At 63.2% G+C, this 26,974-nt stretch carries 23 protein-coding genes and 1 pseudogene; 12 read left to right on the top strand and 12 right to left on the bottom strand.

Annotated features, from left to right (window positions below):
• Window positions 1-2 precede the first annotated feature (2 nt).
• The 5 genes from LOY53_RS22355 (at window position 3) to LOY53_RS22375 (ending at window position 6,083) form a co-directional block, all read left to right on the top strand.
• Window positions 3-1,106, top strand: coding sequence for a mannuronate-specific alginate lyase (locus LOY53_RS22355; RefSeq protein WP_252825785.1), 1,104 nt, complete (start codon window positions 3-5; stop codon window positions 1,104-1,106).
• A 190-nt stretch (window positions 1,107-1,296) separates the two neighbouring features.
• The gene (locus LOY53_RS22360; RefSeq protein WP_258703294.1) at window positions 1,297-2,754 is read left to right on the top strand and encodes an MBOAT family protein; all 1,458 of its coding nucleotides are present in this window, start codon (window positions 1,297-1,299) and stop codon (window positions 2,752-2,754) included.
• An 11-nt stretch (window positions 2,755-2,765) separates the two neighbouring features.
• Complete coding sequence (locus LOY53_RS22365) at window positions 2,766-3,923, top strand: alginate O-acetyltransferase (protein WP_099455265.1); 1,158 nt, start codon at window positions 2,766-2,768, stop codon at window positions 3,921-3,923.
• A 20-nt stretch (window positions 3,924-3,943) separates the two neighbouring features.
• Window positions 3,944-4,591: an alginate O-acetyltransferase AlgF gene (locus LOY53_RS22370; RefSeq protein ID WP_027595301.1), complete on the top strand. Its 648-nt coding sequence runs from the start codon at window positions 3,944-3,946 to the stop codon at window positions 4,589-4,591.
• A 37-nt stretch (window positions 4,592-4,628) separates the two neighbouring features.
• Window positions 4,629-6,083 (top strand): mannose-1-phosphate guanylyltransferase/mannose-6-phosphate isomerase, encoded by a 1,455-nt coding sequence (locus tag LOY53_RS22375; protein WP_099455266.1) that lies wholly within the window; start codon window positions 4,629-4,631, stop codon window positions 6,081-6,083.
• 59 nt (window positions 6,084-6,142) lie between these two features.
• On the opposite strand, the gene LOY53_RS22380 is transcribed toward LOY53_RS22375, so the two are convergent.
• Together LOY53_RS22380 and LOY53_RS22385 are read right to left on the bottom strand one after the other, a co-directional pair.
• The gene (locus LOY53_RS22380; protein WP_252825787.1) at window positions 6,143-6,565 is read right to left on the bottom strand and encodes a hypothetical protein; all 423 of its coding nucleotides are present in this window, start codon (window positions 6,563-6,565) and stop codon (window positions 6,143-6,145) included.
• A 219-nt stretch (window positions 6,566-6,784) separates the two neighbouring features.
• Window positions 6,785-7,204, bottom strand: a complete 420-nt coding sequence (locus tag LOY53_RS22385) for a hypothetical protein (protein WP_099455267.1) — start codon at window positions 7,202-7,204, stop codon at window positions 6,785-6,787.
• Window positions 7,205-7,381: 177 nt separating this feature from the next.
• Between LOY53_RS22385 and LOY53_RS22390 the strand changes: the two genes are divergently transcribed.
• Window positions 7,382-7,846: a multidrug transporter gene (locus tag LOY53_RS22390; protein WP_258703295.1), complete on the top strand. Its 465-nt coding sequence runs from the start codon at window positions 7,382-7,384 to the stop codon at window positions 7,844-7,846.
• A gap of 89 nt (window positions 7,847-7,935) precedes the next feature.
• The gene (locus LOY53_RS22395) at window positions 7,936-8,760 is read left to right on the top strand and encodes an SDR family oxidoreductase (RefSeq protein WP_252825788.1); all 825 of its coding nucleotides are present in this window, start codon (window positions 7,936-7,938) and stop codon (window positions 8,758-8,760) included.
• Window positions 8,761-8,891: 131 nt separating this feature from the next.
• Here LOY53_RS22395 and LOY53_RS22400 read toward each other — a convergent pair whose 3' ends face one another.
• From LOY53_RS22400 to LOY53_RS22415, 4 genes are all read right to left on the bottom strand, one after another.
• On the bottom strand, window positions 8,892-10,343 hold the full coding sequence (locus LOY53_RS22400; RefSeq protein ID WP_258703296.1) for an efflux transporter outer membrane subunit: 1,452 nt from the start codon (window positions 10,341-10,343) through the stop codon (window positions 8,892-8,894).
• Window positions 10,340-11,401, bottom strand: coding sequence for an HlyD family secretion protein (locus LOY53_RS22405; RefSeq protein ID WP_186677812.1), 1,062 nt, complete (start codon window positions 11,399-11,401; stop codon window positions 10,340-10,342). Before LOY53_RS22405 ends, LOY53_RS22400 begins: the two co-directional genes overlap by 4 nt.
• A gap of 27 nt (window positions 11,402-11,428) precedes the next feature.
• Window positions 11,429-12,970, bottom strand: a complete 1,542-nt coding sequence (locus LOY53_RS22410; protein WP_252825790.1) for an MFS transporter — start codon at window positions 12,968-12,970, stop codon at window positions 11,429-11,431.
• A 114-nt stretch (window positions 12,971-13,084) separates the two neighbouring features.
• A complete protein-coding gene (locus tag LOY53_RS22415) occupies window positions 13,085-13,990 on the bottom strand; it encodes a LysR family transcriptional regulator (RefSeq protein WP_252825791.1) in 906 nt (301 codons plus the stop codon).
• Between the two features lie 208 nt (window positions 13,991-14,198).
• Between LOY53_RS22415 and LOY53_RS22420 the strand changes: the two genes are divergently transcribed.
• Complete coding sequence (locus LOY53_RS22420) at window positions 14,199-14,654, top strand: universal stress protein (RefSeq protein WP_252825792.1); 456 nt, start codon at window positions 14,199-14,201, stop codon at window positions 14,652-14,654.
• A 174-nt stretch (window positions 14,655-14,828) separates the two neighbouring features.
• A pseudogene (locus tag LOY53_RS22425) lies at window positions 14,829-15,077 on the top strand (RHS repeat-associated core domain-containing protein); the annotation flags it as partial.
• Between the two features lie 366 nt (window positions 15,078-15,443).
• Here LOY53_RS22425 and LOY53_RS22430 read toward each other — a convergent pair.
• From LOY53_RS22430 to LOY53_RS22445, 4 genes are read right to left on the bottom strand one after another with little or no spacing between them, the layout of a single operon-like run.
• Window positions 15,444-16,304: an HlyD family secretion protein gene (locus tag LOY53_RS22430; protein ID WP_099455274.1), complete on the bottom strand. Its 861-nt coding sequence runs from the start codon at window positions 16,302-16,304 to the stop codon at window positions 15,444-15,446.
• Window positions 16,305-16,314: 10 nt separating this feature from the next.
• Entirely contained in the window at window positions 16,315-16,515 is a 201-nt protein-coding gene (locus LOY53_RS22435) for a DUF1656 domain-containing protein (protein ID WP_027595286.1), read from the bottom strand.
• 4 nt (window positions 16,516-16,519) lie between these two features.
• The gene (locus tag LOY53_RS22440) at window positions 16,520-18,697 is read right to left on the bottom strand and encodes an FUSC family protein (RefSeq protein WP_258703297.1); all 2,178 of its coding nucleotides are present in this window, start codon (window positions 18,695-18,697) and stop codon (window positions 16,520-16,522) included.
• The gene (locus tag LOY53_RS22445; protein ID WP_258703298.1) at window positions 18,694-20,223 is read right to left on the bottom strand and encodes an efflux transporter outer membrane subunit; all 1,530 of its coding nucleotides are present in this window, start codon (window positions 20,221-20,223) and stop codon (window positions 18,694-18,696) included. Before LOY53_RS22445 ends, LOY53_RS22440 begins: the two co-directional genes overlap by 4 nt.
• A 191-nt stretch (window positions 20,224-20,414) precedes the next feature.
• On the opposite strand from LOY53_RS22445, the gene LOY53_RS22450 reads away from it, so the two are divergent.
• Both LOY53_RS22450 and LOY53_RS22455 read left to right on the top strand, forming a co-directional pair.
• Entirely contained in the window at window positions 20,415-21,362 is a 948-nt protein-coding gene (locus tag LOY53_RS22450) for a LysR family transcriptional regulator (protein WP_027595283.1), read from the top strand.
• A 202-nt stretch (window positions 21,363-21,564) separates the two neighbouring features.
• A complete protein-coding gene (locus LOY53_RS22455; RefSeq protein WP_099455277.1) occupies window positions 21,565-22,539 on the top strand; it encodes a D-glycerate dehydrogenase in 975 nt (324 codons plus the stop codon).
• Between the two features lie 9 nt (window positions 22,540-22,548).
• Here the strand turns inward: LOY53_RS22455 and LOY53_RS22460 are convergent, their stop codons facing one another.
• The gene (locus LOY53_RS22460) at window positions 22,549-23,445 is read right to left on the bottom strand and encodes a DMT family transporter (RefSeq protein ID WP_252825798.1); all 897 of its coding nucleotides are present in this window, start codon (window positions 23,443-23,445) and stop codon (window positions 22,549-22,551) included.
• A 257-nt stretch (window positions 23,446-23,702) separates the two neighbouring features.
• Between LOY53_RS22460 and LOY53_RS22465 the strand changes: the two genes are divergently transcribed.
• Entirely contained in the window at window positions 23,703-24,578 is an 876-nt protein-coding gene (locus LOY53_RS22465; RefSeq protein WP_258703299.1) for an AraC family transcriptional regulator, read from the top strand.
• Here the strand turns inward: LOY53_RS22465 and LOY53_RS22470 are convergent.
• Window positions 24,575-26,965, bottom strand: a complete 2,391-nt coding sequence (locus tag LOY53_RS22470) for a TonB-dependent receptor (protein ID WP_258703300.1) — start codon at window positions 26,963-26,965, stop codon at window positions 24,575-24,577. The two genes, LOY53_RS22465 and LOY53_RS22470, sit on opposite strands and share 4 nt — an antisense overlap.
• Between the last annotated feature and the right edge of the window lie 9 nt (window positions 26,966-26,974).

Consider the following 26,974-nt stretch of genomic DNA (forward strand, 5'->3'; position numbering starts at 1 on the left):
CCATGACCCCATTCAAGCGACTCATCAGCCCCGCCCTGCTCAGCCTGGCCCTGTTCGGCGGCGCCGCGCACGCCGCGCTGGTACCGCCCCTGGGTTACTACGAGGGGATCGAAAAGCTCAAGACCAGCGATGGCAAGTTCCGCTGCGAACCCGCCCCCAAGCCGTACACCGGCGCGCTGCAGTTTCGCAGCAAGTACGAAGGCTCCGACAAGGCCCGGGCGACCCTCAATGTGGCCTCGGAAAAAGCCTTCCGCGACTCCACGGCCGACATCACGACGCTGGAGAAAGGCGTCAGCAAGATGGTCGGCCAGTACATGCGCGACGGCCGCCCGGCGCAGCTCGACTGCACGCTGACCTGGCTCGAAACCTGGGCGCGGGCCGACGCCCTGCTGTCCACCGACTACAACCACACCGGCAAGTCGATGCGCAAATGGGCACTGGGCAGCATGAGCGGATCGTGGCTGCGCCTGAAGTTCTCCAACGCGCAGCCCCTGGCCGCGCACCAGGCCGAGGCCGAGCAGATCGAGCGTTGGTTCGCCCGCCTGGCCGAGCAGACCGTGCGCGACTGGAGCGACCTGCCGCTGGAGAAGATCAACAACCACAGCTACTGGGCGGCCTGGTCGGTGATGGCCACCGCCGTGGCCACCGACCGTCGCGACCTGTTCGACTGGGCTGTGAAGGAATACAAGGTTGGCGCCAACCAGATCGACGACCAAGGCTTCCTGCCCAACGAAATCAAACGCAAGCAGCGCGCCCTGGCTTATCACAACTATGCCCTGCCACCGCTGGCGATGATCGCCAGCTTTGCCAAGGTCAATGGCGTGGACCTGCGCAGCGAGAACAACTTCGCCCTGCAGCGCCTGGGTGAGGGCGTGCTGGCCGGTGCCCGTGACCCGCGCCATTTCGCTGAACGCGCCGGTGCAAAACAGGACATGAAAGACCTCAAGGTCGACAGCAAGTACGCCTGGCTCGAGCCCTGGTGCGCGCTGTACCAGTGCGTCGGCGACACCCTGCAGCGCAAGCACGGTATGCAGCCGTTCGACAGCTTCAGGCTCGGCGGCAACCTGACCCGGGTCTATGACCCGAGCGCGGCTTCGAAGAAATAACGCAAAACCCTGTGGGAGCCGGCTTACCGGCGATGGGCCGCGAAGCGGCCCCTGACTATCGCTGGGCAAGGCTTCGCCTTGCATCGCAGGCAAGCCAGCTCCTACAGGGATCTAGGTAGCCCGCCACATTGCGTGGGGGGTTTGGGGGGCGTTTTGCCCTGGATGCTGTGAACAAATTAGGAGAACCGGGATGGTCTTCTCGTCCAACGTGTTCCTGTTCCTGTTCTTGCCGATCTTTCTCGGCCTGTACTACCTGAGCGGGCAACGCTATCGCAACCTGCTGCTGCTGATCGCCAGCTACATCTTCTATGCCTGGTGGCGGGTGGACTTCCTCGCCCTGTTCGCAGGCGTCACCCTGTGGAACTACTGGATCGGCCTGAAAGTCGGCGCCGCCGGCGTGCGTACCAAACCGGCCCAGCGCTGGCTGCTGCTGGGCGTGGGCGTCGACCTGGCCATCCTCGGCTACTTCAAATACGCCAACTTCGGCGTCGACAGCCTCAATGCGATCATCTCCTCGTTCGGCCTGGAGCCGTTCATCCTCACCCACGTGCTGCTGCCGATCGGTATCTCGTTCTACATCTTCGAGTCGATCAGCTACATCATCGACGTGTACCGCGGCGACACCCCGGCCACCCGCAACCTGATCGACTTCGCGGCGTTCGTGGCGATCTTCCCGCACCTGATCGCCGGCCCCGTGCTGCGCTTCAAAGACCTGGTCGACCAGTTCAACAACCGCACCCACACCCTGGACAAGTTCTCCGAAGGCTGCACCCGCTTCATGCAGGGCTTCATCAAGAAAGTGTTCATCGCCGACACCCTGGCGGTGGTGGCCGACCACTGTTTCGCCCTGCAAAACCCGACCACCGGCGATGCCTGGCTGGGCGCCCTGGCCTACACCGCGCAGCTGTACTTCGACTTCAGCGGCTACAGCGACATGGCCATCGGCCTGGGCCTGATGATGGGCTTCCGCTTCATGGAGAACTTCAAGCAGCCCTACATCAGCCAGTCGATCACCGAGTTCTGGCGCCGCTGGCACATCAGCCTGTCGACCTGGCTGCGTGACTACCTGTACATCACCCTGGGCGGCAACCGCAAAGGCACCTTCAACACCTACCGCAACCTGTTCCTGACCATGCTGCTGGGCGGGCTGTGGCACGGCGCCAACTTCACCTACATCCTCTGGGGCGCCTGGCACGGTATGTGGCTGGCGATCGAGCGGGCGCTGGGCATCGACACCAACCCGCAGCGTTTCAACCCGGTCAAGTGGGCCTTCACCTTCCTGCTGGTCGTGGTCGGCTGGGTGATTTTCCGCGCCGAGAACCTGCACGTGGCCGGGCGCATGTACGCCGCCATGTTCAGCTTTGGCGAATGGCAGCTGTCGGAGCTCAACCGCGCCCAGCTGACCGGCTTGCAGGTGGCCACCCTGGTGATCGCCTACCTCACCCTGGCGTTCTTCGGCCTGCGCGACTTCTACCGCAATGCCAAGCCGACACCCAAGGCAACCCCGGTGCAGGTCAACGCCGACGGCTCGATCGGCCTGGACTGGGCCCGGGTGATGACCCGCGCCCTGGTCCTGCTGCTGTTCGTGGCCTCGATCCTCAAGCTTTCGGCGCAGAGCTACTCGCCGTTCCTTTACTTCCAGTTCTGAGGTTGATGACCATGACCCGGACATTACGCATTACCTATTCGCTGTCGTTCCTCGGCCTGCTGGTCGGCATGGGCGCCTGGTCCACTGGCGGCCTGGAAAGCTTCCAGCGCACCGCGCAGATGACCCTGCTCAACGGCAAGCTGGCCAAGGCCGCCGAGACCCACTACGACGAGCAGTTCCCGATCAAGCGCCTGGGCACCAACCTCTGGGCGGCGCTGGACTTCAAGCTGTTCAACGAAGGCCGCCCGGGCGTGGTGCTAGGCCGTGACCAGTGGCTGTTCAGCGATGAAGAGTTCAAACCCACCGCCGGTGCCGAGCAACTGATGCAGGAAAACCTGGCGCTGATCCGTGGCGTGCGCGACACCCTGCAACAACACGGCAGCCAGCTGGTGCTGGCGATCGTGCCGGCCAAGGCGCGGGTCTATTCCGAATACATCGGCAAGGAGCTGCCCGCCAGCCTGCACGACGACCTGTACAACCGCTTCCATGCCCAAGCCCGCCAGGCCAACGTGTTCGCCCCAGACCTGATGGCGCCCATGGAGCAGGCCAAGGCCCGCGGCCAGGTGTTCCTGCGTACCGACACGCACTGGACGCCAATGGGCGCCGAAGTCGCCGCGCAAGCCTTGGCCGAAGCGGTCAGCCGCCAGAGCCTGCTCAATGGCGACCCGCAAACCTTCATCACCGAAGCCGGCAACACGGCGCCCTACAAAGGCGACCTGACCAACTTCCTGCCGCTCGACCCGCTGTTCAGCAACCTGCTGCCGAGCCCGGACAACCTTCAGCAACGCACCACGCGCCCAGCCCAAGCCGCTGGCGATGCGGGCGACGCGCTGTTCGCCGACAGCCAGATCCCGGTCGCACTGGTCGGCACCAGCTACAGCGCCAACCCGCACTGGAACTTCCTCGGGGCCTTGCAGCAAGCCTTGCGCAGCGACGTCGCCAACTACGCCGAAGACGGCCACGGCCCGTTGCTGCCGATGCTCAAGTACCTGCAAAGCGATGCCTTCAAAAATGCCGCGCCACAAGTCGTGGTGTGGGAATTCCCAGAACGTTATCTGCCCATGAAAAACGACCTCAGCAGCTTCGATCCGCAGTGGATCGCCCAGCTGAAGAACTCCCGTAAATCCGAAGAAAACCTGGCCCTGTCGTCCACCCGGACGAACCACTGATCGAAAGAGAGGAAATGCACATGACTACCAAGACTTCCATTGCCAAAGCCCTCACCCTCGCAGCAGGCCTGTCCCTTGCCTCGATGCAGGCCTTCGCCGGTGCCGACGCCGCGCTGTACGGCCCGACTGCACCGAAAGGTTCAACCTTCGTGCGCCTGTACAACGCCGCCAGCGCGCCTGCCGCCGCTTCGGTCGGCAACACCCAGATCAAGCAGGTCGGCGCCCAGGCCAGCAGCGATTTCAGCTTCCTCCCAGGCGGTGACTACACCGCCCAGGTGGGCGGCAAGAGCGTGCCGGTCAAGCTGGCCTCCGACAAGTACTACACCCTGGTCAACAGCGGCAGCGGCAACCCGCAACTGATCGAAGAACCGCCGTTCAAGAACAAGCAGAAAGCCCTGGTACGCGTACAGAACCTCAGCGACCAGTCGCTGACCCTGAAGACCGCCGACGGCAAGACCGAAGTGGTCACGCCAGTCGCTGCCAAAGGCCGTGGCGAGCGTGAGATCAACCCGGTCAAGGTCAACCTCGCCCTGTATGCAGGCGACAAGAAAGTCAGCGACGTCAAACCCGTCGCCCTGGAGCGCGGCGAAGCTGCCGTGCTGTACGTCACCGGTTCCGGCAGCAGCCTGTCGCCGGTCTGGGTCACCCGCCCAGTGTCCACTAACTGATCCCCTGCCTCATTAACGACCTTATTGGAGAAACATCATGATCCCGGTAATTCTTTCTGGTGGTAGCGGTTCGCGTCTGTGGCCTCTGTCGCGCAAGCAGTTCCCCAAGCAGTTCCTGGCCCTGACCGGTGAGCACACGCTGTTCCAGCAAACCCTCCAGCGCCTGGTGTTCGAAGGCATGGACGCGCCGATCGTGGTCTGCAACAAGGACCACACGTTCATCGTTCAGGAACAGCTCTCGTCACTGAAGCTGAAAACCCAGGGCATCCTGATGGAACCGTTCGGCCGCAACACCGCCCCTGCCGTGGCGATGACCGCGATGAAGCTGGTCAGCGAAGGCCGCGACGACCTGATGCTGGTGCTGCCCGCCGACCACGTGATCGACGATCAGAAAGCCCTGCAGCGCGCCTTGGCCCTGGCCACCGTGGCCGCCGAGCGTGGCGAGATGGTGCTGTTCGGCGTGCCGGCGACCAAACCCGAGACCGGCTATGGCTACATCCGCTCCAGCCAAGACGCACTGCTGCCCGAAGGTGTGGCGCGGGTGGCGCAATTCGTTGAAAAGCCCGACGAGAAACGCGCCGCCGAGTTCGTCAAGGCCGGGGGCTACTTCTGGAACAGCGGCATGTTCCTGTTCCGCGCCAGCCGCTTCCTCGAAGAGTTGAAAAAGCACGACGCCGACATCTACGACACCTGCGTGCTGGCCCTGGAGCGCAGCCAGGCAGACGGCGATGTGCTGAACATCGACGAAGCCACCTTCGCCTGCTGCCCGGACAATTCCATCGACTACGCGGTGATGGAAAAGACGCAGCGCGCCTGCGTGGTGCCGATGTCGGCCGGCTGGAGCGACGTGGGCTGCTGGTCGTCGCTGTGGGATGTGCACGAGAAGGACGACAACGGCAACGTCACCAAGGGCGATGTGGTGGTGCAGGACAGCCGCAACTGCATGATCCACGGCAACGGCAAGCTGGTGTCGGTGATCGGCCTTGAGAACATCGTCGTGGTCGAGACCAAGGACGCCATGATGATTGCCCACAAGGACAAGGTCCAAGGCGTCAAGCAGATGGTCAAGACCCTCGACGAGCAAGGCCGCAGCGAGACCCAGAACCACCTGGAAGTGTACCGCCCATGGGGCTCGTACGATTCGGTGGACATGGGCGGCCGCTTCCAGGTCAAGCACATCACCGTCAAGCCAGGCGCCAGCCTGTCGCTGCAGATGCACCACCACCGCGCCGAGCACTGGATCGTGGTGTCCGGCACCGCCGAGGTGACCTGCGACGAGAACGTGTTCCTGCTCACCGAGAACCAGTCGACCTACATCCCGATCGCCTCGGTGCACCGCCTGCGCAACCCGGGCAAGATTCCACTGGAAATCATCGAGGTGCAGTCTGGCAGCTACTTGGGCGAAGATGACATTGAGCGTTTCGAAGATGTGTATGGGCGTACGTCCACGCCGGTCGAGCGTGGGGTGTCGGTGAAGACCATCGCGCAGTAAAGGCTGACTCGCCCCTGGCCAGGCCAGGGGCGAGGCTGCTAGTTCGCTGGGGAGAGGGATTAGAGCTTGACGTTAAGTTCCAAGATTTTCATCTCGAACTTTGGATCACCGTCCATTCCTTTGAATTTGGACGCCGCAGCCTGTGCACCTAATTCGGAGGCCTGAAATTCGCGGATGCTACCTGAATGAACATCATAAAAAGCACCCTTCCCGCCGATTAATAACCAATTATTCCCACCCAGTTCAACATCCCCATTGGCTGCCACTTCGGCCGACAGAACGACAAAGGCAGTAGGCTCTACAATATCACCCGTATATCCAAAGATGTTTGCGACACCTTCGCTGACATGATACTCCACTTTATCTGAAGTAAAATCCAACGGTCCACTTTTGTAATCTATATAGGCCCTGACTACGCCCTTGGCAGGGATCATTTTCTTTTTGCGGAATTCATCCCATTTTTCTTGAGCTGTAGATTTCATGACAGTACTCCTGTTGAAGGTACGGCAGACATTACGACCTTTCACCCCTTGGCTCTACTGGTAAAAATGTCAGGTCCGCCGTGCTCCCAAAAGGCGTTAGCGTGTCGCTGCAGCTGCATCGAGCGTGGGGTTTAGGTGACGACCTTCGCGCAATAAGTACAGTGCTCGGAATAACCGCTCCCCTTTTAAAAGGGAGCGGTTTTTTTGCGCATGGTGAAATTACACCTTGAGTTCGATGCGCCCATTGGCCATGTTGAACGATTCTCCCCCAAATCGGAAATCAACGTCGAAATCGATCGTCAGTTGCCGACTGTCTTGGTCCCACAGTACGTCCCGTTGATTGATGCGATGCGCCAAGTACGTGCCCGAATCCACGACTGCAAAAACGCTCTGGACGGAGGGTTTGCCCGCTTGATCGTAAAACAGCCGGATGGCCACACCCAGCGCGCTCAGCCCGCCGTTCAGGTCTTTGGTCTGGGTTACCAGAACGAAAATCGGGCGGTCATTGTTTTCGTTGGCATACAGGGTGTCGGCAACGAAGCCGTCATTGTCTTTGATAGACACCACTGCGCAAGCGTGCCCCTCGACACCGTCATGCAGTTCAGCTTCTTCAGCTAGTAGATCAATTACTGTGTTCATCGTGAGTACCTTGTCGTTGTCGATTCATTGAGTGAACGCATCGACGACAGACTAATTTGCTACTCGCCATGCCGGTACTCGCAGGACTACGAGGTAGTTGGCCTTCAAGGCCGTCCTTCAAGCGAGGTCGGTTTACCGCTACGATGGTCTGAATCGCGTACCTGAGGTCACCGACTCATGCTTATCGGCGCCGTTCTCATCCTCACCTGGCTGGTACTGCTGCTGCGTTACCCAGCGAAGGCGTTGCCGATATCGCTGGCCGCCGTCTGCGGCATCGGCCTGGTCGCCCTGTTCGTGGCCTGGCAAGACAACCGCGAAGCCGCCCAACTGGCGCGCCTGGACTTGCGCCTGAGCTATGTCCCGGACCAATGCCCCGCCGACCGTGCGCTGCAAGTTCACATGAAGAACGGCAACAAGGCCCCGCTGACCGAACTGCGTTGGCGAGTGGGTGCGTATGCACCGGGGGATACCGTCAACCTGGCCGAGAACACCTACAGCGCGCCGCGTTACCGGGGGCCGGGTGAGCTGCAGCCGGGTGCCGAGTGGAAGGATTGCCTGCCCTTGCCGCCACTGCGCTCTGGCTATCGGCCGCAGACGCTGGAGTTTCGGGCTGAGCATCTGCAGGGTACATTTGCCAATTGATCTGTCGCCTGGTCGGGCCCTTTCGCGGGCAAGCCCGCGAAGAGGCCACTACAGGCAACACAAACTTACCCGACTCAAGGCCACCTCCCATGCCCACCGTCCTGATCACCGGTTGTTCCAGCGGCATCGGCCGCGCCCTGGCCGACGCCTTCCGCGATGCCGGCTATGAAGTCTGGGCCACCGCCCGCAAACCTGAGGACGTCGCGCAATTAGCCGCCGCTGGTTTCACCGCCCGGCAACTGGACGTCAATGATGGCCAAGCCCTGACTCAACTGGCCGAGGAGCTGGAAGCAAGCCACGGCCGCCTCGACATGCTGATCAACAACGCCGGCTACGGCGCCATGGGCCCATTGCTTGACGGGGGTGTGGACGCCATGCGCCAGCAATTCGAAACCAACGTTTTCGCCGTGGTCGGCGTAACCCGCGCGTTGTTCCCGCTGCTGCGCCGCGCGCGTGGGCTGGTGGTGAATATCGGCAGCGTTTCTGGGGTGCTGGTCACGCCGTTCGCTGGGGCCTACTGCGCGTCGAAGGCTGCCGTCAACGCCCTGAGCGATGCACTACGCCTGGAGTTGGCGCCGTTTGGCATTCGCCTGATGGAAGTGCAGCCGGGGGCGATCGCTTCGCAGTTCGCCAGCAATGCCCAGCGCCAGGCCGATCAGGTGTTGGCTGCGGATTCGCCGTGGTGGCCACTGCGCGAATATGTACAGGCACGGGCGCGGGCATCGCAGGACCGGCCGACGCCAGCGGCGGTGTTTGCCCAAGGGGTGTTGGCGGCTACGCGCAAAACGGCGGTGCCTGCGGTGGTCAGGCTAGGTAATGGCAGCACGGCGTTGCCGCTGATTGCCAGGCTGTTGCCGCGGCGGTTGCTGGATTGGGTGTTGCGCAAGCGGTTTGGGTTGCTGCGGCCGCTTTGATTGATGCTTGGCAGTACTGGCCTCTTCGCGGGTAAACCCGCTCCTACAGGTACTGCACAGTGCTCAAAATCTGTGCGGTACCTGTGGGAGCGGGTTTACCCGCGAAGAGGCCGGTACTGCCACAACACCTATCAAACCTTGTTCGCAGGCTGTGTATCAAACGCCTGCCAGCCACCACCCAGGGCCTTGTACAGCCCCACCAACGCCTGGGAAACCGCCGCCGAGCTGTCGATCCACTGCTCTTCACTGGCCAGCAGCGCCCCTTGCACAGTCAGCACATTGAGAAAGTCCACCGCCCCTTCCACATACTGGCGCTGGGCAGTCTCCAGAGCGATACGGTTCTGCCGCACCGCCTCGGCCAAATGGTCGCGACGGATTTGGCTGGCGTTATACAGGCGCAGCACATCGTCGATTTCATGCCAGGCACCGAGCACCACCTTGCGGTAGTTGAGCGCGGCTTCCTGCTGCTGCGCCTCACGCAGTTCCAGCGTGCCCTTGAGCCGCCCACCTTCAAAAATCGGCAATGACAGTTGCGGGCCAAAAGCGAAGCGGCGCGAGTCCCAGCCGCCGAAGTCAGACAGCTGCATGGCCTGGAAACCCAGGCTGCCCGACAGCCGGATGCTCGGGTAAAAGTCAGCCTTGGCCACGCCGATGCTGGCGGTGGCTGCATGCAGGCGCGCCTCGGCCTGGCGAATGTCCGGGCGGCGCTCGGCCAACTCCGACGGCAGGCCAATGGCGAACTGCTGCTGGGGCGCGGGCAGTTTACCCCCTTCGAGCAACTGTGCCTGAAGGCTGCGGGGCGGCTCGGCCGCGAGCAGGCTGAGGGCGTTGATCAGGTCGTCACGCTTGGCCTCAAGGCTGGGCAGGCGGGCTTCGATGGAGGCGACCTGGGCACTGGCCTGGGCCACGTCCAGGCGGGTGGCGACCCCTTCGGCCTGGCGATTCTCGGACAGCTTCAGGCTGTGCTGCGCCACCTTCAGGTTGTCACGGGTGACGTCCAGGGTGTGCTGCACCGCACGCAGCTGAATGTAGTTACCGGCGGTTTCCGACAACAGCGCCAGCAGCACCCCACGGCGGTCGTTCTCGGCCACTTCGACTGTCGCATCGGCAGCCTCGACTTGCCGGCGTACTCGGCCCCAGAGGTCCAGCTCCCAGCCCGCGACCAAGTCACCCTGCCACAGGTTGAATGCCGATTTGCCCGCGTGGCCCGAAGGGTCACTCAGCCCTTCGGCGCTGTTGCGAGCACGGCTGTAGCCTGCGTTTACATCGACCGAAGGCGCTTCATCCGCTGCTACCGTACTGCGCAAGGCACGGCTTTGCAGCAGCCGCGCACTGGCCATCTGCAAGTCCAGGTTGCGTTCGGCGACGCGCTGGATCAGCGCGCTCAGCCGGGCATCGTGGAAGGTCTCCCACCAGCGCAGTTCCAGGGGTTCGGCCTGCGGCTGACTGGCCGCGGCCTCGCCTTGCAAGCCTGCCCACTGTTGCGGGGCCTGGCTGTCCGGGCGTTTGAAATCTGGCCCGAGGGTACAGCCGGCCATCAGCAACGCCAGCAACACCGGGCTCAAGCGTAATGCCGGCTTCATCGCGCGCTCACCTCTTTGCCTTCGATTTTGTCGCCGCGGGTATCGATGGTGGCTTCCACCGACATGCCCACGCGCAGCCGTGCAAGCAGCGGCTGGCCGTCATCGAACACGATCTTCACGGGGATGCGCTGCACCACCTTGGTGAAGTTGCCGGTAGCATTGTCCGGTTTGACCGCCGCGAAGGTCACACCGGTGGCCGGTGCGATGCTCTCGACATGGCCATGCAGTTGCTCGCCCGAGAAGGTATCGACGCTGATGCTGACCGGTTGGCCGGGCTGCACATGGGTCAGCTGGGTTTCTTGGAAGTTGCCGACCACATAGGCCTGTTGCAACGGCACCACCGACAACAGCCGAGCCCCCGGATTGACATAGGCGCCGACACGCAAGGCGCGCTCGCCGACCATGCCGTCCACCGGTGCGATGATGCGCGTGTAGGACAGGTCGAGCTGGGCTTTCTCCAGCCCCGCTTCGGCCCGTTTGAGCTGGCCATCGGCGCTGGCCACCTGGGCGCTGAGGATGTCCACTTGCTTGCGTGCAGCCACCAACGCCGCCTGAGTATTGGCCAGGCGCGCACGGGCCTGGTCGACCCCGCTGCGCGCCTGCTGGGCGTTCTGCACGGTGCCGGCACCTTGCTCGGCCAGGCGGCTGTAGCGGTTAACTTCATGATCGGCAAACGCTGCTTCGGCCTGGGCGGCTTTCACGGCGGCTTCGGCCTGGGCAATCAAGGCGGCCTGGCGCTCCAGCGTGGCGCGGGCATCGGCGCTCTGCGCCTTGGCCACCAGCAATTGCGCCTGGGCAGCGTCGAGCGCGGCCTGGTAGTCGCGGGCATCGAGGGTCGCGAGCAACTGGCCCGCCGTGACTTGCTGGTTGTCCTCGACCAGCACCTCTTTGATAAAGCCTGCGACCTTGGGCGCGACCACGGTGTAATCGGCGATTACGTAGGCGTCGTTGGTGCGCTGGCGGTGATCGCTGCCCAGCATCCAAGGCCCGACGATACCGGCCAGCACGGCCACGGCGAGCACCGAGCCGATGAAAAGTGTCTTGCGGTTGTTGGTCATTTCTAAGTCTCGAATTCAGTCACGGGCTCAAGCCACCGCACGCGGCGGGAAGATCCGGGTAGGCACGAAGGGAATCAGGCAGATCAACGCGACGGCGATGCACGCCATCACCAGGTACTGGTCGGCCGAGGTCAGTACCTGGGCCTGCTCATGGATACGCCGGGCAAGGCCGGCGGCGCTGTCATCGATCAGCGGCGCATTGCCCAGGCTGTCGACCAGGTGGTTGGAATGGAAATGCCGGCGCACGGTGCCCAAGACATCCAGCAAGCCGCCGGCAATCACCGCCGACAGCCCCTTGACCGTGTTGAACCAGGCCGAGGCGAACGGGCCTTCCTGCGGGGTCATGCCGTTGGTGGAGAGCATCAGCAGCGGCAGCACGGCCATCGGCTGGCCAAACACCTGCAACAGATAAAACGGGTAGAAGTCGCCGCGTATCCACTCGGAGGTCAACAGGCTGCTGCCTACGCACGACAGCGCCAGCATGCCGAGCCCCATCGCCAGTACCCAGCGGCAGTCCACCGCGCGGATGTTGCACAGCGCTGCAGTCAGCGGCAGGGCGATGAGTTGCGGCATGGCCACCAGCAGCATCAGCGGGCTGGTCTGCGCCGGCCGGTAGCCCTGGATCTGCGCCAGGTACGCCGATGGAATGCTGCTCACCCCGGAGAGCACGATCAGCACACCGGCCAGGGTCACCAGGGCGAAGCTCAGGTTGCGCCGCGAGAGCATGCGCAACTGGAAGAACGGCAGCGGTTCGGACCATTCGTTGTACAGGAACAGCACCAGCAACAGCAGGCCGCCGCCCAGCAGCCAGCAGATCAGCGGTGAGTCGAACCAGCCCCAGCGGTCACCCAGCGACAGGCCGAGGACGATGCAACTGATGGCAGGCAGGCCCAGCAGCACGCCACGCCAGTCGAACTGTTTGAAACGCTCCAGGCGCAATGGGTCTTGGGGCAGGCCCCAGCCGACACAGAACATCGCCAGCAGCGACGGCAGGATGATCTGCCAGAAGGCCCACTGCCAGCCGACGTACTCGGTCCACAGGCCCGCCAGCGGTGTGCCGAGGTTCGGCCCAAAGGTGGCGGTGAGGGCGTAGCAGGCCAAGCCATAGACCTTGATGCCCGGTGGCAGAAACCGCAGCGCGACACTCATCAGCATCGGCGGCAAGGCGCCCGAGGCAAAGCCTTGCAGCACCCGCAGCAGCATCAGGCTGTGCAGGTTGGGGGCGAACGGTTGCAGCAGGCCCAGCACGGCGAAAACAGCAATGGCAGACAGGGTGAAGCGGCGCAGGGAAAAGGTCGTCGCAAGCCAGGGTGCAAAGGCCATCGCAGACACCGAAGCCGCGCTGTACGCGGCCAGCAGCCAGGCACCTTCGTCGGCACCGATGCCCATGGCGCCGCGGATATCGGCCAGCGAGATCTTGGTTACCGCCTCGTTGAGGCCGGCGCAGAGTACGGCCAGCAACACCCCAAACAACCCCACCACCACCTGCAGGCCGAATGCCGTCTGCACGGGGGCGGCCGGCGCGGGGGCGGCAGCCAGCGCGGCAGAAGGCGCGGTCAGGGAACTCATGGGAATACATCTCCAGCAACAATTTCAGGGCTGGAGCAAGTCTAAGAAGGTCGAATGCTTACGAAAACTGACTTGTTGGCAGGTTTATATTGCGCCAGACGCAATCGGCTTTGGTTATGGGTCGATACTGCCACACACCTTCAACGTTTGGCGCAGCCAGCGGTGGGCTGGGTCATTGTCGAACCGCGGGTGCCAGGCCTGCATCACGTTGACCTTCTCCAGCGGCACCGGGATCTCGAACGAGCGCAGGGGCAGTTTCAAGCGCTGCACACTGTTGAGGATGTTGGCCGGGATCGGCAGGATCAGGTCCGAATCCGGCAGCGAAAACATCGCCGAGTGGAAGCTCGTGGTAATCAGCGCCACCCGACGTTCGACCTTGTGGTTGGCCAATGCCACATCGATCGGCCCGTTGGCCCGCCCACGGCGCGACACGCTGATCTGCGGGTAGGCGGCGAACCGCTCAGGGGTAATCTGGGCATCGAAAATCGGGTGGCCCTCACGCGCCAGGCCTACGAAGTAGGTGTTGAACAGGCTTTGCACCTTGATTTCCGGGCCCAGCTCGACGGCCGAGCTGATGATCAGGTCGATATGCCCGTTGCGCAGCACCGCATCATCGTCGCCACTGCCCTCGGGCACGAAACGCAGCACCGTACGCGGTGCCTGGGCCAGCATCATGCGCAACAGCTGGGCACCGTACAGAGCGATGAACAGGTCGTTGGTGCGGATATTGAAGGCCCGGTCCAGGTTGACCAGGTCGACATCGTCACGGCTGCGGAACACCTGCCCGGCCTGCTCCACCAGCCCATGCACCTGCTCGCGCAGCGCCAGCGCACGGGGTGTCGGCACCAAGCCACGGCCGGCGCGCACCAGAATCGGGTCGCCCAAGGCATCGCGAATACGCCCCAGGGTTCGGCTCATGGCAGCCGGGCTCAGGTTCATGCGCTGCGCGGCGCCCACCACGCTGCCTTCGTCAAGCAAGGCGTCGAGGGCGACGAGCAGGTTCATGTCCGGGAGTTGCATGGCCGTTTTCCGTGGCGATTGTGGGAAAAGCGATGGTAGCAGGTTGGTGGATTGCGTCAGACGCAATAAGGTCGTGCGTGGTGGGGCATTTATTCCGGGCTTTGGATGGGCCATAAGTGATGCAGTGGCTGTACCGGCCTCTTCGCGGGGCAAGCCCGCGAAGAGGCCGGTACAGCCAGCACATCATTTAGCTTCGACAAGGATTCCCATGCCCACCCCGGTCCTCATCGCCATCGACGCCTCCTCCGCATCCGCTGCCCTGCTCAGCCTCACCCGACGCTACTGCCGCCCCGATGAACACGAGCTGCATGTGCTGCTGGCCATCGACTCGACCTTCGCCGTGCACGACAAGCCCGCCCCCTACACCACCGAAGAACTGGAGGAATACCCCGCCGCCTGCGAGGAGCAGCAGCATGCCGACCACGCCGTAGCCAAGGCCGTGCGCGAGTTGCAGGACGCCGGCTTCACCAGCCAGGGCTGCATGGTGGCCGGGCAGCCGGTCGACGCTATCGTGGCGAAGGCGCAGGCATTGAACTGCGAACTGATCATCATGGGCCACCGTCACCTGTCACGATTAGGGCGGTTGTTGGATCCGTCGATCAGCGCGAAGGTGATTGATCGTGTTGAGGTTCCAGTAATGGTGGGCGTAGCAAACAAACCTTGATGTGCCGGTGGCTACAGATACTCAGTACCTGACAAAAAAGCCAGTAGTCTGCATTGGCCTATTGAGACAGCATCTAAGCATCACCCACCCTGCCATCCAAGGTGAATGCTCGTGCCAAACCATTACCAGGAAACATCGCAGGGCTCCGAACCTCCACACCGCCCGCATTTTAACTATTCCGCCTATGGTCTAAGGAGCACTCACAACCAGCGGGTCACCTTACTTGGTTTCAACGGAGAGCTCGTAGATTCAGTAGCCGTCTATTATTTATTGGGCAACGGGTACAGGGCATTCAATCCGAATCTGATGCGTTTCAACAGCCCGGACAGCTGGAGCCCATTCGGTGACGGTGGGCTAAATGCCTATGCTTATTGTGGTGGGGACCCAATAAACAATACGGATCCAACCGGACACCGCAAATTCTGGGAGAAGATACGTAGCGCGGTTGTATTCCAGAAAAAACGCGCTGTCATTTCAAGCGCCAATCCGGCCTACGGCACAACAGGCCCACGACCAGCCCCCCAGTCGCCACTATCAGCACGCGCAACGCCAACATCTGACATAAGCGATCCAGAACACCTGTATATGTCTATTTCATCGAACTTACATCACTCTAGCAACAGCGTAGGTATACGCAACGGTACTGAACGTTTGATCAGGGTTATCGATTTCCCCCATTACCAGATTGTTAGCAGCATGGATAGATTCGGCACTATAACGACCCGACATCAAGACAAGGTATCGAACGTTGAGTTGCAGGGCCGCATAAGAGGAGGCCAACCGCAATAATCACCCCTCACTCGGCTTCACCACCACCGTACACGTCGTCCCCGCCGCCAGCAAAAACCCTTCCGGCACTTCATCGATGTGGATCCGCACCGGCACGCGCTGCGCCAACCGCACCCAGTTGAAGGTCGGGTTCACGTCAGCAATCAGCTCGCGGCTCTGTGGGTTGTCGCGGTCATAAATACCGCGGGCAATGCTCTCTACGTGGCCTTTGATGCGCTCGCCGCTCATCATCTGCAACTCGGCCTGGTCACCCACTTTCACGTGCGGCAACTTGGTCTCTTCGAAGAAGCCGTAAACCCAGAACGAGTTCTCGTCGACCACCGCCATCACCGCTTCACCGGTGCGCGCATAGTCGCCCTTGTGGATGTTCAGGTTGGTCACGTAACCGTCCACCGTGGCCACGATATGCGTGCGCTTGAGGTTCAGCTCGGCGGCCGCCAGTTCGGCCAGGGCCTGTTGATAATCCGCCTGGGCCGAGTTGGCGATGTTGCTGGCGTCGTCGCGGTTTTCCTTGGAGATCACCAGGTTGTCCATGTCGGCGCGGCGCTTGGCGTTGACCTTGCGCATCTCCCAGGTGGCCTTGCGCGAGGCAACCAGCGCCTTGGCCTGATCGACAGCCATCTGGTAGTGCTCAGGGTCGATCTGGATCAACAGGTCGCCCTTTTTCACCCGCTGGTTGTCCTTGACCGGCACGCCCACCACGTAGCCGGGCACGTCTGCAGCGACGTTGATGATGTCGGCACGCACGCGCCCGTCGCGGGTCCAGGGCGTGGTCATGTAGTGCAGCCACAACTGGCGGCCGATCGCCACGGCGGCCACCAGCACCAGCAGGGTGGCGATCAGGCTGAAGAACTTTTTCATCGAAGGTTTCTCACCAGTAGACAGACAGCGCGAGGGCGCCGAAAAGGCAGACGAACAGGCTCAGGCGCAGCAGCGCCGGGTGCCAGAAAAAGCGGTAGCCGTCATGGCTGGCGATGAAGCGGTCCAGGCCCCAGGCCAGGCCCAGGGCGAACAGGAACATCAAGGTCATGGTGGGCATGTACACGCCATGGAAGGCGATTTCACGGGGCATGATTTCACGGGGCATGGTGCAGTCCTTTCGCCGGTGCCAGCGGCGACTGTGGGTCCAGCAGGGAAGAACGGATGAAGTGCAAGTAGCTTTGCGCGCGGCGCAGCACCGAGGTGTCGAAGTGCCGGGCGAAGGGTTCGTCGGTGGCCTGCACGCGGCTGATGGCATGGTCCACCGCCACCAGTGCGCGCTCGTGGTTGCTGGCGCTGGGCTGCAGGAACAAACGCGCCAGGGCGCGGCCCATGACACGGATGGCCTGGCGCCATGGTTGCGACTCGGCGTAGGCCGGGTGGATCGGGGCGCGGGCCTGTTCCTTGCGCAGCTCGATGATGGCGTGGCCGATTTCCAGCACGGTGAACATCCAGCCCATCAGCTCGCTCTGCACCTTCGGTTTGCCGGCAGCCAGGCCATAGGCTTGGTGCAGCAGGTCGCGGGTGCGGCTCTCGAAGGCTGAACCCAGGCCGCGCAAGCGACCACTGATGGCGAACAGCACCTGTTCACGCAGTTCCTGCTCCAGCCGGCTCCACAGCCAGCGGCTGTTGGGCGGCAGGATGATCGCCCCGGCCGCCGCGCAGACGAACATGCCGATGACCATGCCGATGTAGTCGTTGATGAAGGTGTAAGGGTCGTAGACGGTCAGGTTGTTGGGCACCGAACCGATGGCGAAAAACACCAGCAAACCGATGCCGTAACCGGCATACGCGGGCCGCGAAGACAGGAATGCCCCCAGCACGAAGACCGGTGCCAGGACCATGCACAGCAGCGGGAATCCGTCGATCCAGGGGAACACGAAGAAGGTTTCGAAGAACCCGACGAAGGCCCCGATCGCCGTGCCGCAGGCCATCTGGAACGACATGCGCTTGGGGTTGGGCGAGGCCGCCGACAGGCCTACGGTGACCGTGGCGATCAGCGTCATCATGGCGCCGCTGGGCCAGTCGCTGAGCAACCAGTAACTGCCCAGCAGCAACAGCACCGCCGAGGCGCGCACGCCAGCAGCCAACGACACCAGCCAGCTGGTCTGCGCCACATAGGGCTCGTCCCACTGCTCGCGCTCGTGCTTGTGCACGGCCAGCGAGGCATGGGTCTCGGCGTAGCTGAACATCTCGTCGACAAAGCGATACAGCAGCTCGAAGGCGGTGTGGAAGTCGAGCAGGTCGGACTCGCTGGGGTTGGTTTGCTGGTACTCGGCGCGCAAGCCACGCACCTGGGCTTGCAGGCCCTCCTTGTAGGCGGCCAGCTCAAGCGTCAGGCGCAGCGCGTCGGAGTCGGTCAAGGCGCGGCCCACGTAGGGCTGAAGCAGTTCGACCAAGGTGTCCAGGCCCGGCTCGATGGCGCTGACGATCTGCAGCGGGCCACGGGCGCGCAGGCGTTCAAGCAACCGGTGCAGGGCATTGAAGCGCGTGGTGATGGCCATGAACTCGCTGTTCATGCGCACCAACCGGCCACTGCGCCTGCGCATGTGCGGGTCTTCGAAGGCGGTGACGTTACGCAGGCTTTCCAGGCCAACAGCCTCGGCGATGAAGCGCACGTTGCTGCTTTCAAAGCGGTCGCGCTGGCTGTCACCGCGCAGGGCTTCGACTACGACGCCAGCGAATACACCGAAGCGCTGGTAGAGGGCGTTACGCATGGCGGCGCTGGCCGACTGCGGCAGGATCGCGGCGCTGACGAACGTTGAAACGAGAATCCCCAGGGCGATTTCCAGCACCCGCCACACGGCCGCCATAAAGGCTTGGTCGGGGTGCTCCAGTACCGGCAAGCCGATCATCGCCGCGGTGTAGCCGGCCAGCACGAAGCCATAGGCGCGGAAGGTGCGGTAGCGCATCGCACCTGCCGAACACAGGCCGACCCACAGGGCCAGGCTGGGCAGGAACAGCTCGGTGTTCTGCGGGAAAATGGCGATCAGCGCGACCATCATCGCCGAGCCTGCCAGGGTGCCGAGCACCCGGTAGAAACTCTTGGCGAACACGTGGCCGCTTTGCGGCTGCATGACGATGAACACGGTGATCATCGCCGTACGCGGCTGCGGCAGTTCCAGGCGCATGGCCAGCCACAGGGTGATGAAGGCGGCGGCCAGCACCTTGAAGATGTAGACCCAGGTCACGCCATCGGTGCGCGCCCAGGCAAAGAAGCCCCGGCGCCACTCCAGGCCCTGCAGCCAGCGCACGGGCAGGCTTGAGGTGCTCATTTGGCGTTATCCGGCTGCTTGTCGAAAATGGCCAGGGTGGCCGGGGTTTTCGGTGCGGCCTGGCGCTCTTGCTCCGGCACGTCCTTGCCCGCTTGCAGGCCACCCCCGAGGGCGGTGACCAGCTCGGCATGGGCGATCAGGCGGGCGGCCTGCACCTGCTGCTGTACCTGCTGCTGACGGAACAGCAAGGTCTGCGCGTTGAGCACGTTGAGGTAGTCGGTCAGGCCACGCTGGAAGGCGACCATGGCGATGTCGTAGGTCTTCTGCGCGGCGGCGACCGATTCGGCGGCAAAGTGCGATTGCTCTTTCATCGACTCGCGGCGGATCAACTGGTCGGAGATGTTCTTCAATGCACCGACCACGGTCTGGTTGTAGCGCGCGACGGCCATGTCATAGCCCGCTGAAGCGACGCCCAGTTGCGAGCGCAGGCGGCCGCCGTCGAAGACTGGCAGGCTGATCGCCGGGCCGACGTTGTAGTTGAACTTGCGCCCGGTGAGAAACTCCAGCGGGCCGCCGCCGGTGGCCATGAAACCGAGGCTGCCGACCAGGTCCACATTGGGGAAGAAGCCGGCATGCGCGACGTCGATGCCACGGGCTTGCGCAGCCACCTGCCAACGGCTGGCGACCACGTCTGGGCGCTGGCCGACCAGCTCGGCGGGCAAAGCCGATGGCAGCGTGAGCGGGGCGCCGAGGGTCAGGGTCGGGCGCTGGATCTGCGCGCCCTCCCCTGGCCCCTTGCCGGCCAACGCAGCAAGCTGGTTGCGGGTCAGGGCGATTTCTTCATCGAGGCTGTCGAGCTGGCGATGGGTTTCGGGCAGCGGCGCTTCGGCCTGGCTGACTTCGAAATGGGTGCCGATGCCTGCGTCCAGCCGACGCTTGGCCAGGGCCAGGATCTGCGCCTGCTGCGCCAGTTCAGCCTTGACGATATCGCGCTGGGCGAAGTGCAGGCTTAGCTGGATATAGGCACGCACCACGTTGTTCTGCAGTTCGAGCTGCGCCTGGCGAGCCTCGGCCACACTCATGTGCGCCTGGTCCACGGCCTGCTCGCTGGCATTGCGCTCGCGGCCCCAGAGGTCGAGGGCATAGCTGAAGCCGATGGCGGCGTTGTTGTCCCAGGTATTGGCGCCCGACAGCGCACCAGGCCCGTAGAACTGATCCTCGGGCCAATTGTGGCGCTTGAGTGTGGCCTGGCCGTTGGCTTGCAGCTTTTCTGCCGACTCGACCACACCGGCCATGGCCTTGGCCTCGCGCACCCGCGCCAGGGCCATGGCCAGGTTCGGGCTGCCCTCGACTGCCAGTGCGATCCAGCGGCTCAGCTGGGGGTCGCGATAGGCCTGCCACCACTGCTGGTCGGGCCAGTGCGCGTCGGTGGCTGCTTCGCGTATGGCCGCGTCGGTGGTCAGGGTATTGGCGTGTAATGTCTTGCTTTGCGGGGCAATGCCCCAGGTTCCGATACAGCCGCTCAAGGTGAGGGTAAGGGCACAGGCACTGAACACTTGAAGCGTTCTGATGATGCGACGCGGCACAGCTGCGATTTCCCGAGGAAGAGGTGGAGGGGCCGGGCAATTCTAGGGGGCGGCAGGACTGGCGATAAGCGCATATTCCTGCGAATCTTTGTTACCAAACGCGCGATAATCAGCCTTTGGTCGAAGGCATCTTTTAATAACTTCGTCGTTACTTCGTGACACAATTTTGTCCTCTACCTTGAGAGTGACCCATGGACACCCTGCAAAATATGCGTGCTTTCAGTTGCGTAGCCCAGCTTGGCAGCTTCACGGCTGCCGCGGCGCAACTGGATACGACCACCGCGAACGTGTCGCGGGCGGTCTCCAACCTGGAAGCCCATCTGCAAACTCGGCTGCTCAACCGTACTACCCGCCGCATCGCGCTGACCGAGGCCGGCAAGCGCTACCTGATGCGCTGCGAACAGATTCTTACCTACGTTGAAGAAGCCGAGGCCGAGGCCAGCGACGCCCATGCCCGCCCGGCCGGGCAATTGAAGGTTCACTCCATGACCGGGGTGGGCCAACACTTCGTGGTCGATGCCATTGCCCGCTACCGCGAATCGCACCCGGACGTGACTTTCGACCTGACCATGGCCAACCGCGTGCCGGACCTGCTCGACGAAGGCTACGACGTGTCCATCGTGCTGGCCACCGAGCTGCCGGACTCGGGCTTCGTGTCGCAGCGCTTGGGGATCACTTACAGCATCGTCTGCGCCTCGCCCGACTACATCGTGCGCAACGGCATCGCACACAAGCCTGCCGACCTGCTCAAGCACGCCTGCCTGCGCATGGTCAGCCCGGTGATCCCGCTGGAGAAGTGGCTGTTCGACGGCCCGGAAGGCCAGGAAATGGTCAACATCACTAGCTCGCCGTTCCAGGTGAACACCGCCGACGCCATGAAAACCGCGATCCGCAGTGGCATGGGCGTGGGCGTCTTGCCGATCTATTCGGCCATCGACGGGCTGCGTGACGGCAGCCTGGTGCGGGTGCTGCCCGAGTACCGGCTGCAAGAGCTCAACCTGTACGCCATCTACCCGTCGCGCCAGTACCTGGATGCCAAGATCAAGACCTGGGTCGAGTACCTGCGCAACTCGCTGCCGGAAATTCTCGCAGCGCATGAGGCAGACCTGAAAACCCATCAGGTGCAGATCGCCAACTGAGAAACATGCTGCATTGAGGGGAGGAGCAATGGTAGGTTGCTAACCATTGCTTCCAGCGCCAGGACCATGGGAGGGCGATGCCCTCCATTCGCAGCACAAGGCTGCTCCTACACCGACCTTTGTAGGAGCAGCCTTGTGCTGCGAATGACCGCAACGCGGTCAACTGCCTGGCAGTCCACCCTAGCCTTGCAGAGAGTTGCCGATGAAAAAGACCGTCCTGGCCTTCAGCCGCATCACCCCGGCCATGGCCGAGCGCCTGCAACAAGACTTCAACGTGATCCTGCCGAACCCCAAGCTCGGCGATATCAATGCCCAGTTCAACGAAGCCCTGCCCGAGGCCCACGGGCTGATCGGCGTCGGCCGCAAGCTTGGCCGTGCGCAACTCGAAGGCGCGGCCAAGCTTGAAGTGGTGTCCAGCGTCTCGGTCGGTTACGACAACTATGACGTCGACTACTTCAATGAACGCGGCATCGCCCTGACCAACACCCCCGACGTACTCACCGAAAGCACCGCAGACCTGGGCTTCTCGCTGATCATGGGCTGCGCCCGGCGCACGGCCGAGCTGGATGCCTGGACCAAGGCCGGCCAGTGGCAAGCCACCGTCGGCCCGGCGCACTTCGGCAGCGATGTGCACGGCAAGACCTTGGGCATCGTCGGCATGGGCAACATCGGCGCCGCCGTTGCCCGCCGCGGCCGGTTCGGGTTCAACATGCCGGTCATCTATACCGGCAACAGCCGCAAGGCCGCACTGGAGCAAGAGCTGGGGGCGCAGTTCCGCAGCCTGGAGCAACTGCTGGCCGAAGCCGATTTCGTCTGCATCGTGGTGCCGTTGTCGGACGCCACCCGCAAGCTGATCGGTGCACGGGAGCTGAAGCTGATGAAGCCAAGCGCCTTCCTGATCAACATCGCCCGCGGCCCGGTGGTCGATGAAGCGGCGCTGATCGAAGCCTTGCAGGCCGGCACTATTCGCGGTGCCGGCCTGGATGTGTACGAGAAGGAACCGCTGAGCGATTCTCCACTGTTCAAACTGCCCAACGCCCTGACCCTGCCGCACATCGGCTCGGCTACCGCAGAAACCCGCGAGGCCATGGCCAACCGGGCGATGGACAACCTGCGTGCGGCACTGCTGGGCGAGCGGCCGCAGGATTTGGTGAACCCGCAGGTGTGGAAGGGCTGACCGTTCGCCTTAGCGTGCCAACACCATTACCGGCTTGACCCTAGGCTTGCGAAACACCAGCACATTACCCGCCATGACCGCGACGAGCCCCAGCAACGCTGGGGCCGTCCATTGGTACCCCTCGGCAAACGCCGACACATTCAACGCCACCAACGGGAACAGCACCGTGCAATACGCCGCGCGCTCGGGCCCCATGCGCCCGACCAGGGTCAGGTAGGCAGTGAAGCCAATCACCGAGCCCGGGATGACCAGGTACATCAGCGAGCCGATGTACCTGGTGTTCCATTCCATGGCGAAGGGAATGCCGCTGAACAGGCAATAAACCGTCAGCATCGCCGCGCCATAGACCATGCCCCAGGCATTGGTGGTCATGGGCTTGAGCCCTGCTTTCTGCTGCATGCTCGACAGCATGTTGCCGGCCGAGAAGCACAGCGTGCCGAGCAAAGCCAGGCCGAGGCCGTACAGGGTTTCGCGGCTGGCGGCATGGTGGGACAGTTCGGGCCAGAACAGCAGGCCCAAGCCCAGCAGCCCCAGTGCACCGCCACCCAGCACGTTGGCAGCTATCTTCTGGCCAAAGAACACCCGGGCGTTGAGTGCGTTCCACAGGGTCGCGGTGGAGAACACCACGGCGATCAGGCCGCTGGCGATCCACTGGCTGGCGGTGAGGAAGCACATGAAGTTGACGCAGAACAGGCACAGGCCTTGGGCCAGGCAGATCAGGTGGCCGCGGCGGTTCATCGGTTGCAGGCGGCGGGTGAGCAACAGGATGGCGAACAGGATCAACCCGGCCAAAGCGAAACGGTAGACGATGGACACCGGGATGGCGACCACACCCAGTTGCAGTTTCAGAGCGATCCAGGTGGTGCCCCAGATCAGGACGGTAAGCAGGTACAGGGACAGGTTCACAGGTGGGGCCTCCTCAGGCGTTCGACCATACAACCTGGGGCCGCCTTGCGGCCCATCGCAGGCAAGCCAGCTCCTACAGGAGGACGGCGCCGTACCTGTAGGAGCAGGCTTGCCTGCGAACGAGGGCGCAGCCCTCGCCAGGGCCCCCAGTGTTCCCCCAGGCCACTGCCCTGCGCTTGCACAAACTTGCGCTTTTCCAACCCAGGTAGCTGTCAGCGCACCGCAAGCGCAGTACGATGGCCCCAGAGGAATCGCCCATGACCCCACTCTCCCAGCTGCAAGTCTTCAACGCCATGCACGCCTCGCCCCACGCCCGCCTGGAGCTGAGCGCACACCTGGGCGACGGCTTGGCTGCGGCGCTGTGGCGCAACCGCGACGATGCCCGCGATTACCAGGCGCCCAGCCATCACACGCTGTCGTGCTACATCGCCGATGGCACCGGCACCTTCCGTCGCCAGCGCCCGGCCGACAAGGGGGCACCAAACAAGCTGTGCATCATGCCGGCCGGCCATGAGTCGAACTGGGTGGTCAACGGCGCGATCCGCCTGGCGCACCTGTACGTCAGCGAGGCGCAGTTCGCCCTGGGTTGCGTGCGCCTGCTGGACCGTGAGCCGCGGGAGTTGCAGCTGCAGGAGGCGACGTTCCTCGATGACCCGCAACAGTCGGCGCGCTTTCGCCAGTTGATCAGCCTGGCCTGGGACGAGCCCGGCGAGCGCCTGCTGGCCAGCAGCCTGGCGCATGAGATCGTCGACCACGCAGTGCTCAGCCAGGTTGGGCTACGTCAGGGTCTGCGGCTAAAAGGCGGCTTGGCGCCGAACCTGCGTCGGCAGTTGGTGGAGTACATCGAGGCGCACCTGGACCAGCCCATCACCCTCGGTGAACTGGCCCTGCGCTGCAACCTTTCCGAGTACCACTTCGCGCGCATGTTCCGCACCAGTTTCGGCTTGCCGCCACACCAGTACCTGCTGGCAAGGCGGCTGCACCGTGCTTGCCAGTTGTTACGCTTGGGCCACCTTGCGCTGGGAGAGGTGGCGTTGCTGTGCGGGTTTTCCAGTGCCAGCCATTTCAGCAACCGCTTCCGCCAGGCGCTCGGAGCGACGCCTGGCGACTATCGCACAGCCTGCAGCCCTTAGAACTCGAAGGTGCTGGACAGGCTCACCTGCCGCGCATCGCCAACTGCGACAAAGTACTGGTTCACCGCCGAGCTGTAGTAAACCTTGTCGAACAGGTTCTTCACGTTCAACTGCAGGCGCATGTTGTGTTCGTCGAGCTGGGTCTCGTACGTGGCAAACGCATCGGCAACGGTATAGCTGGGCAAGTCGAAGGTGTTGGTCGAGTTGCCCGAACGCTCGCCCACATAACGAGCCCCAGCACCAAAGCGCAGTCGGTCGCCACCGAACACACGGCCAAAGTCATACACTGCCGAGAGTGAGCCACTGTGCTTGGCCACGTTCTGCAGGCGGTTGCCTTCAAGCTCCGGGTCTTTGGTGACCTTGGCATCGGTAAAGGCATAACTGCCGATCAGGCTCCAGCGTTCGCTGAGCTGGCCAGTCAGGTCAAGCTCCACACCCCGTGAATTGACCTCGCCAGCATTGCTGTAGACCGTCTCGCCGGTACCCGTGTCGAAGTTGGCGACCAGCACATTGCGCTTGGTGATGTCGAACAGCGCCAAGGTGCCGGTCAAGCTGCCTGGCATGTCGAGCTTGGCCCCCAGCTCCCACGACTTGCCCTCCTCGGGCGCTACCGACGCATCCAGCACCACACCGCCGGTCAACGGCGCAATGCTGGAGTTGGGCTTGAACGACTCGCTGTAGCTGCCATAGAACGACAGCTGATCATCGACCTTGTAGACGATGCCGGCATGCGGCACCCAGGCCTGGCCGCTGGTGTCGGTATTGGCTTTGAACGGGCGACCGCGGCCGGCGTATTGGTCGAACTGCTGGAAGCGCGCACCGGCCACCAGAATCCAGTGCTCGTCCAGGTGCAGGGCGTCCTGCACGAACAGCGCGTCGGTGCGCAGTTTGTCGGTCTGGTCGCTGTCGCTGGCGCGCACGCTGCTGCCCTCCACTTCCTGGCCGTAGACCGGGTTTTCATAGCTGAAGGAAGACTGCGCAGTCTGGCGGATCAGGTCGCCACGAAACACCTTGCGGTCTTCGTGATCGAGGCCGAACAACAGGTCATGCTGCAGGCCGCCCAACTCGACGTTGCCCACAAGGCTCAGGGTGGCGAACTGGTCGCGGCTCATGGCGTTGTGCGTGCCGTCGATACTGCGCGTCAGCGTGCCCGTGGCTTCGTTGACGCCCGTCACGCGGACCTGGCTGGCGTCGTAGGTCTCGCGGTTGAAGCTGTACCCGAAGTGCAGCTTCCAATCGTCGGCCAATTGGTGGTCGACCTCCAGGCGATACAGGTCAGAGCGCCCTTCCATGTCGTTGAACGGCTCATCCAGGCGACGCGTGGCCGGAATGTCCAAAGGGTGGCCGTTGCTGCCAAAGGCCGTGCCGCGGTCGAACGGGTAAAGAAACTCGCGGTGCTCGTACGCCACCACCACCTGGGTGTCCTCGCCCAGCCAGGCCAGCGACGGCGCCACCAGCGATTCGCGGTGCACACCGAAGTTACGCCAGTAGTCCTCATCTTCGTGATCGACGATCAGGCGGTAGGCGAAGTTGCTGTCGCCGAGTGCGCCGGTGCTGTCGAAACCACCACCGCTGCCATTTTTGCCGCTGCCGTAGGTCGAGCCACGCACCGTCAGGGCGTTGTACTGCTGCAGTTGCGGGCGCTTGCTGACTACGTTGATGACCCCGCCTGGGTCCTGGATGCCATACAGCAGCGAGGCCGGGCCCTTGAGCACTTCGACCCGCTCGGTGCTGGCATTGAGGCTGCGGCCCTGCACGATGGGCATGCCGTCACGCATGATCGAGCCGTCGCGGTTGTCGCCAAAGCCGCGCTTCATCACGGTGTCGGAAGTGCCGCCAAAGTTGTTGCCTTGGGTGATGCCGCTGACGTTGGTCAAGGCATCATCGAGGTTGCGCGGGGCCTGGTCGCGAATGACCTGGGCCGGGACCACGTTGATGGCCTGGGGAATGTCCTGGATCGGGCCCTGGCCACGCATGATCGAGGCCGTGGCCGGGGGCTGATAGCTGTAGGCGTCCATCTGCGAGGTCACGGTGGTAGCCTGCAGGTTGAGTGCCCCGTCGCTACTCACGGCTTCGAGGGTGAAGGTGCGAGCATCGACGCGGCGCCAGGTCAGGCCGGAAGTGCCCAGCAATTGCTGCAGCGCCTGTTCTGCACCGAAGGTGCCGTTGAGGGCAGGTGCCTGCAGGCCAGGAAGCTCGAGGGTGTACACCACGCTCTGGCCGGTGGCTCGGCTGAAGGCATTGAGCGCCTGGGCCAAGGGTTGGCTTGGCTGGGCAAACGTGTACGCCTGTACCTGCTCGGCCGCCCCGGCCAGCGGTGCGATGGCGATGACAGGGAACACCGAAAGGCCGAGCCAGAGGGGGACGCAACGCGGGGTGAACTTCATGGACGCTGA

Source organism: Pseudomonas sp. B21-031 (assembly GCF_024748985.1).
GTDB classification, from domain to species: domain Bacteria; phylum Pseudomonadota; class Gammaproteobacteria; order Pseudomonadales; family Pseudomonadaceae; genus Aquipseudomonas; species Aquipseudomonas kermanshahensis.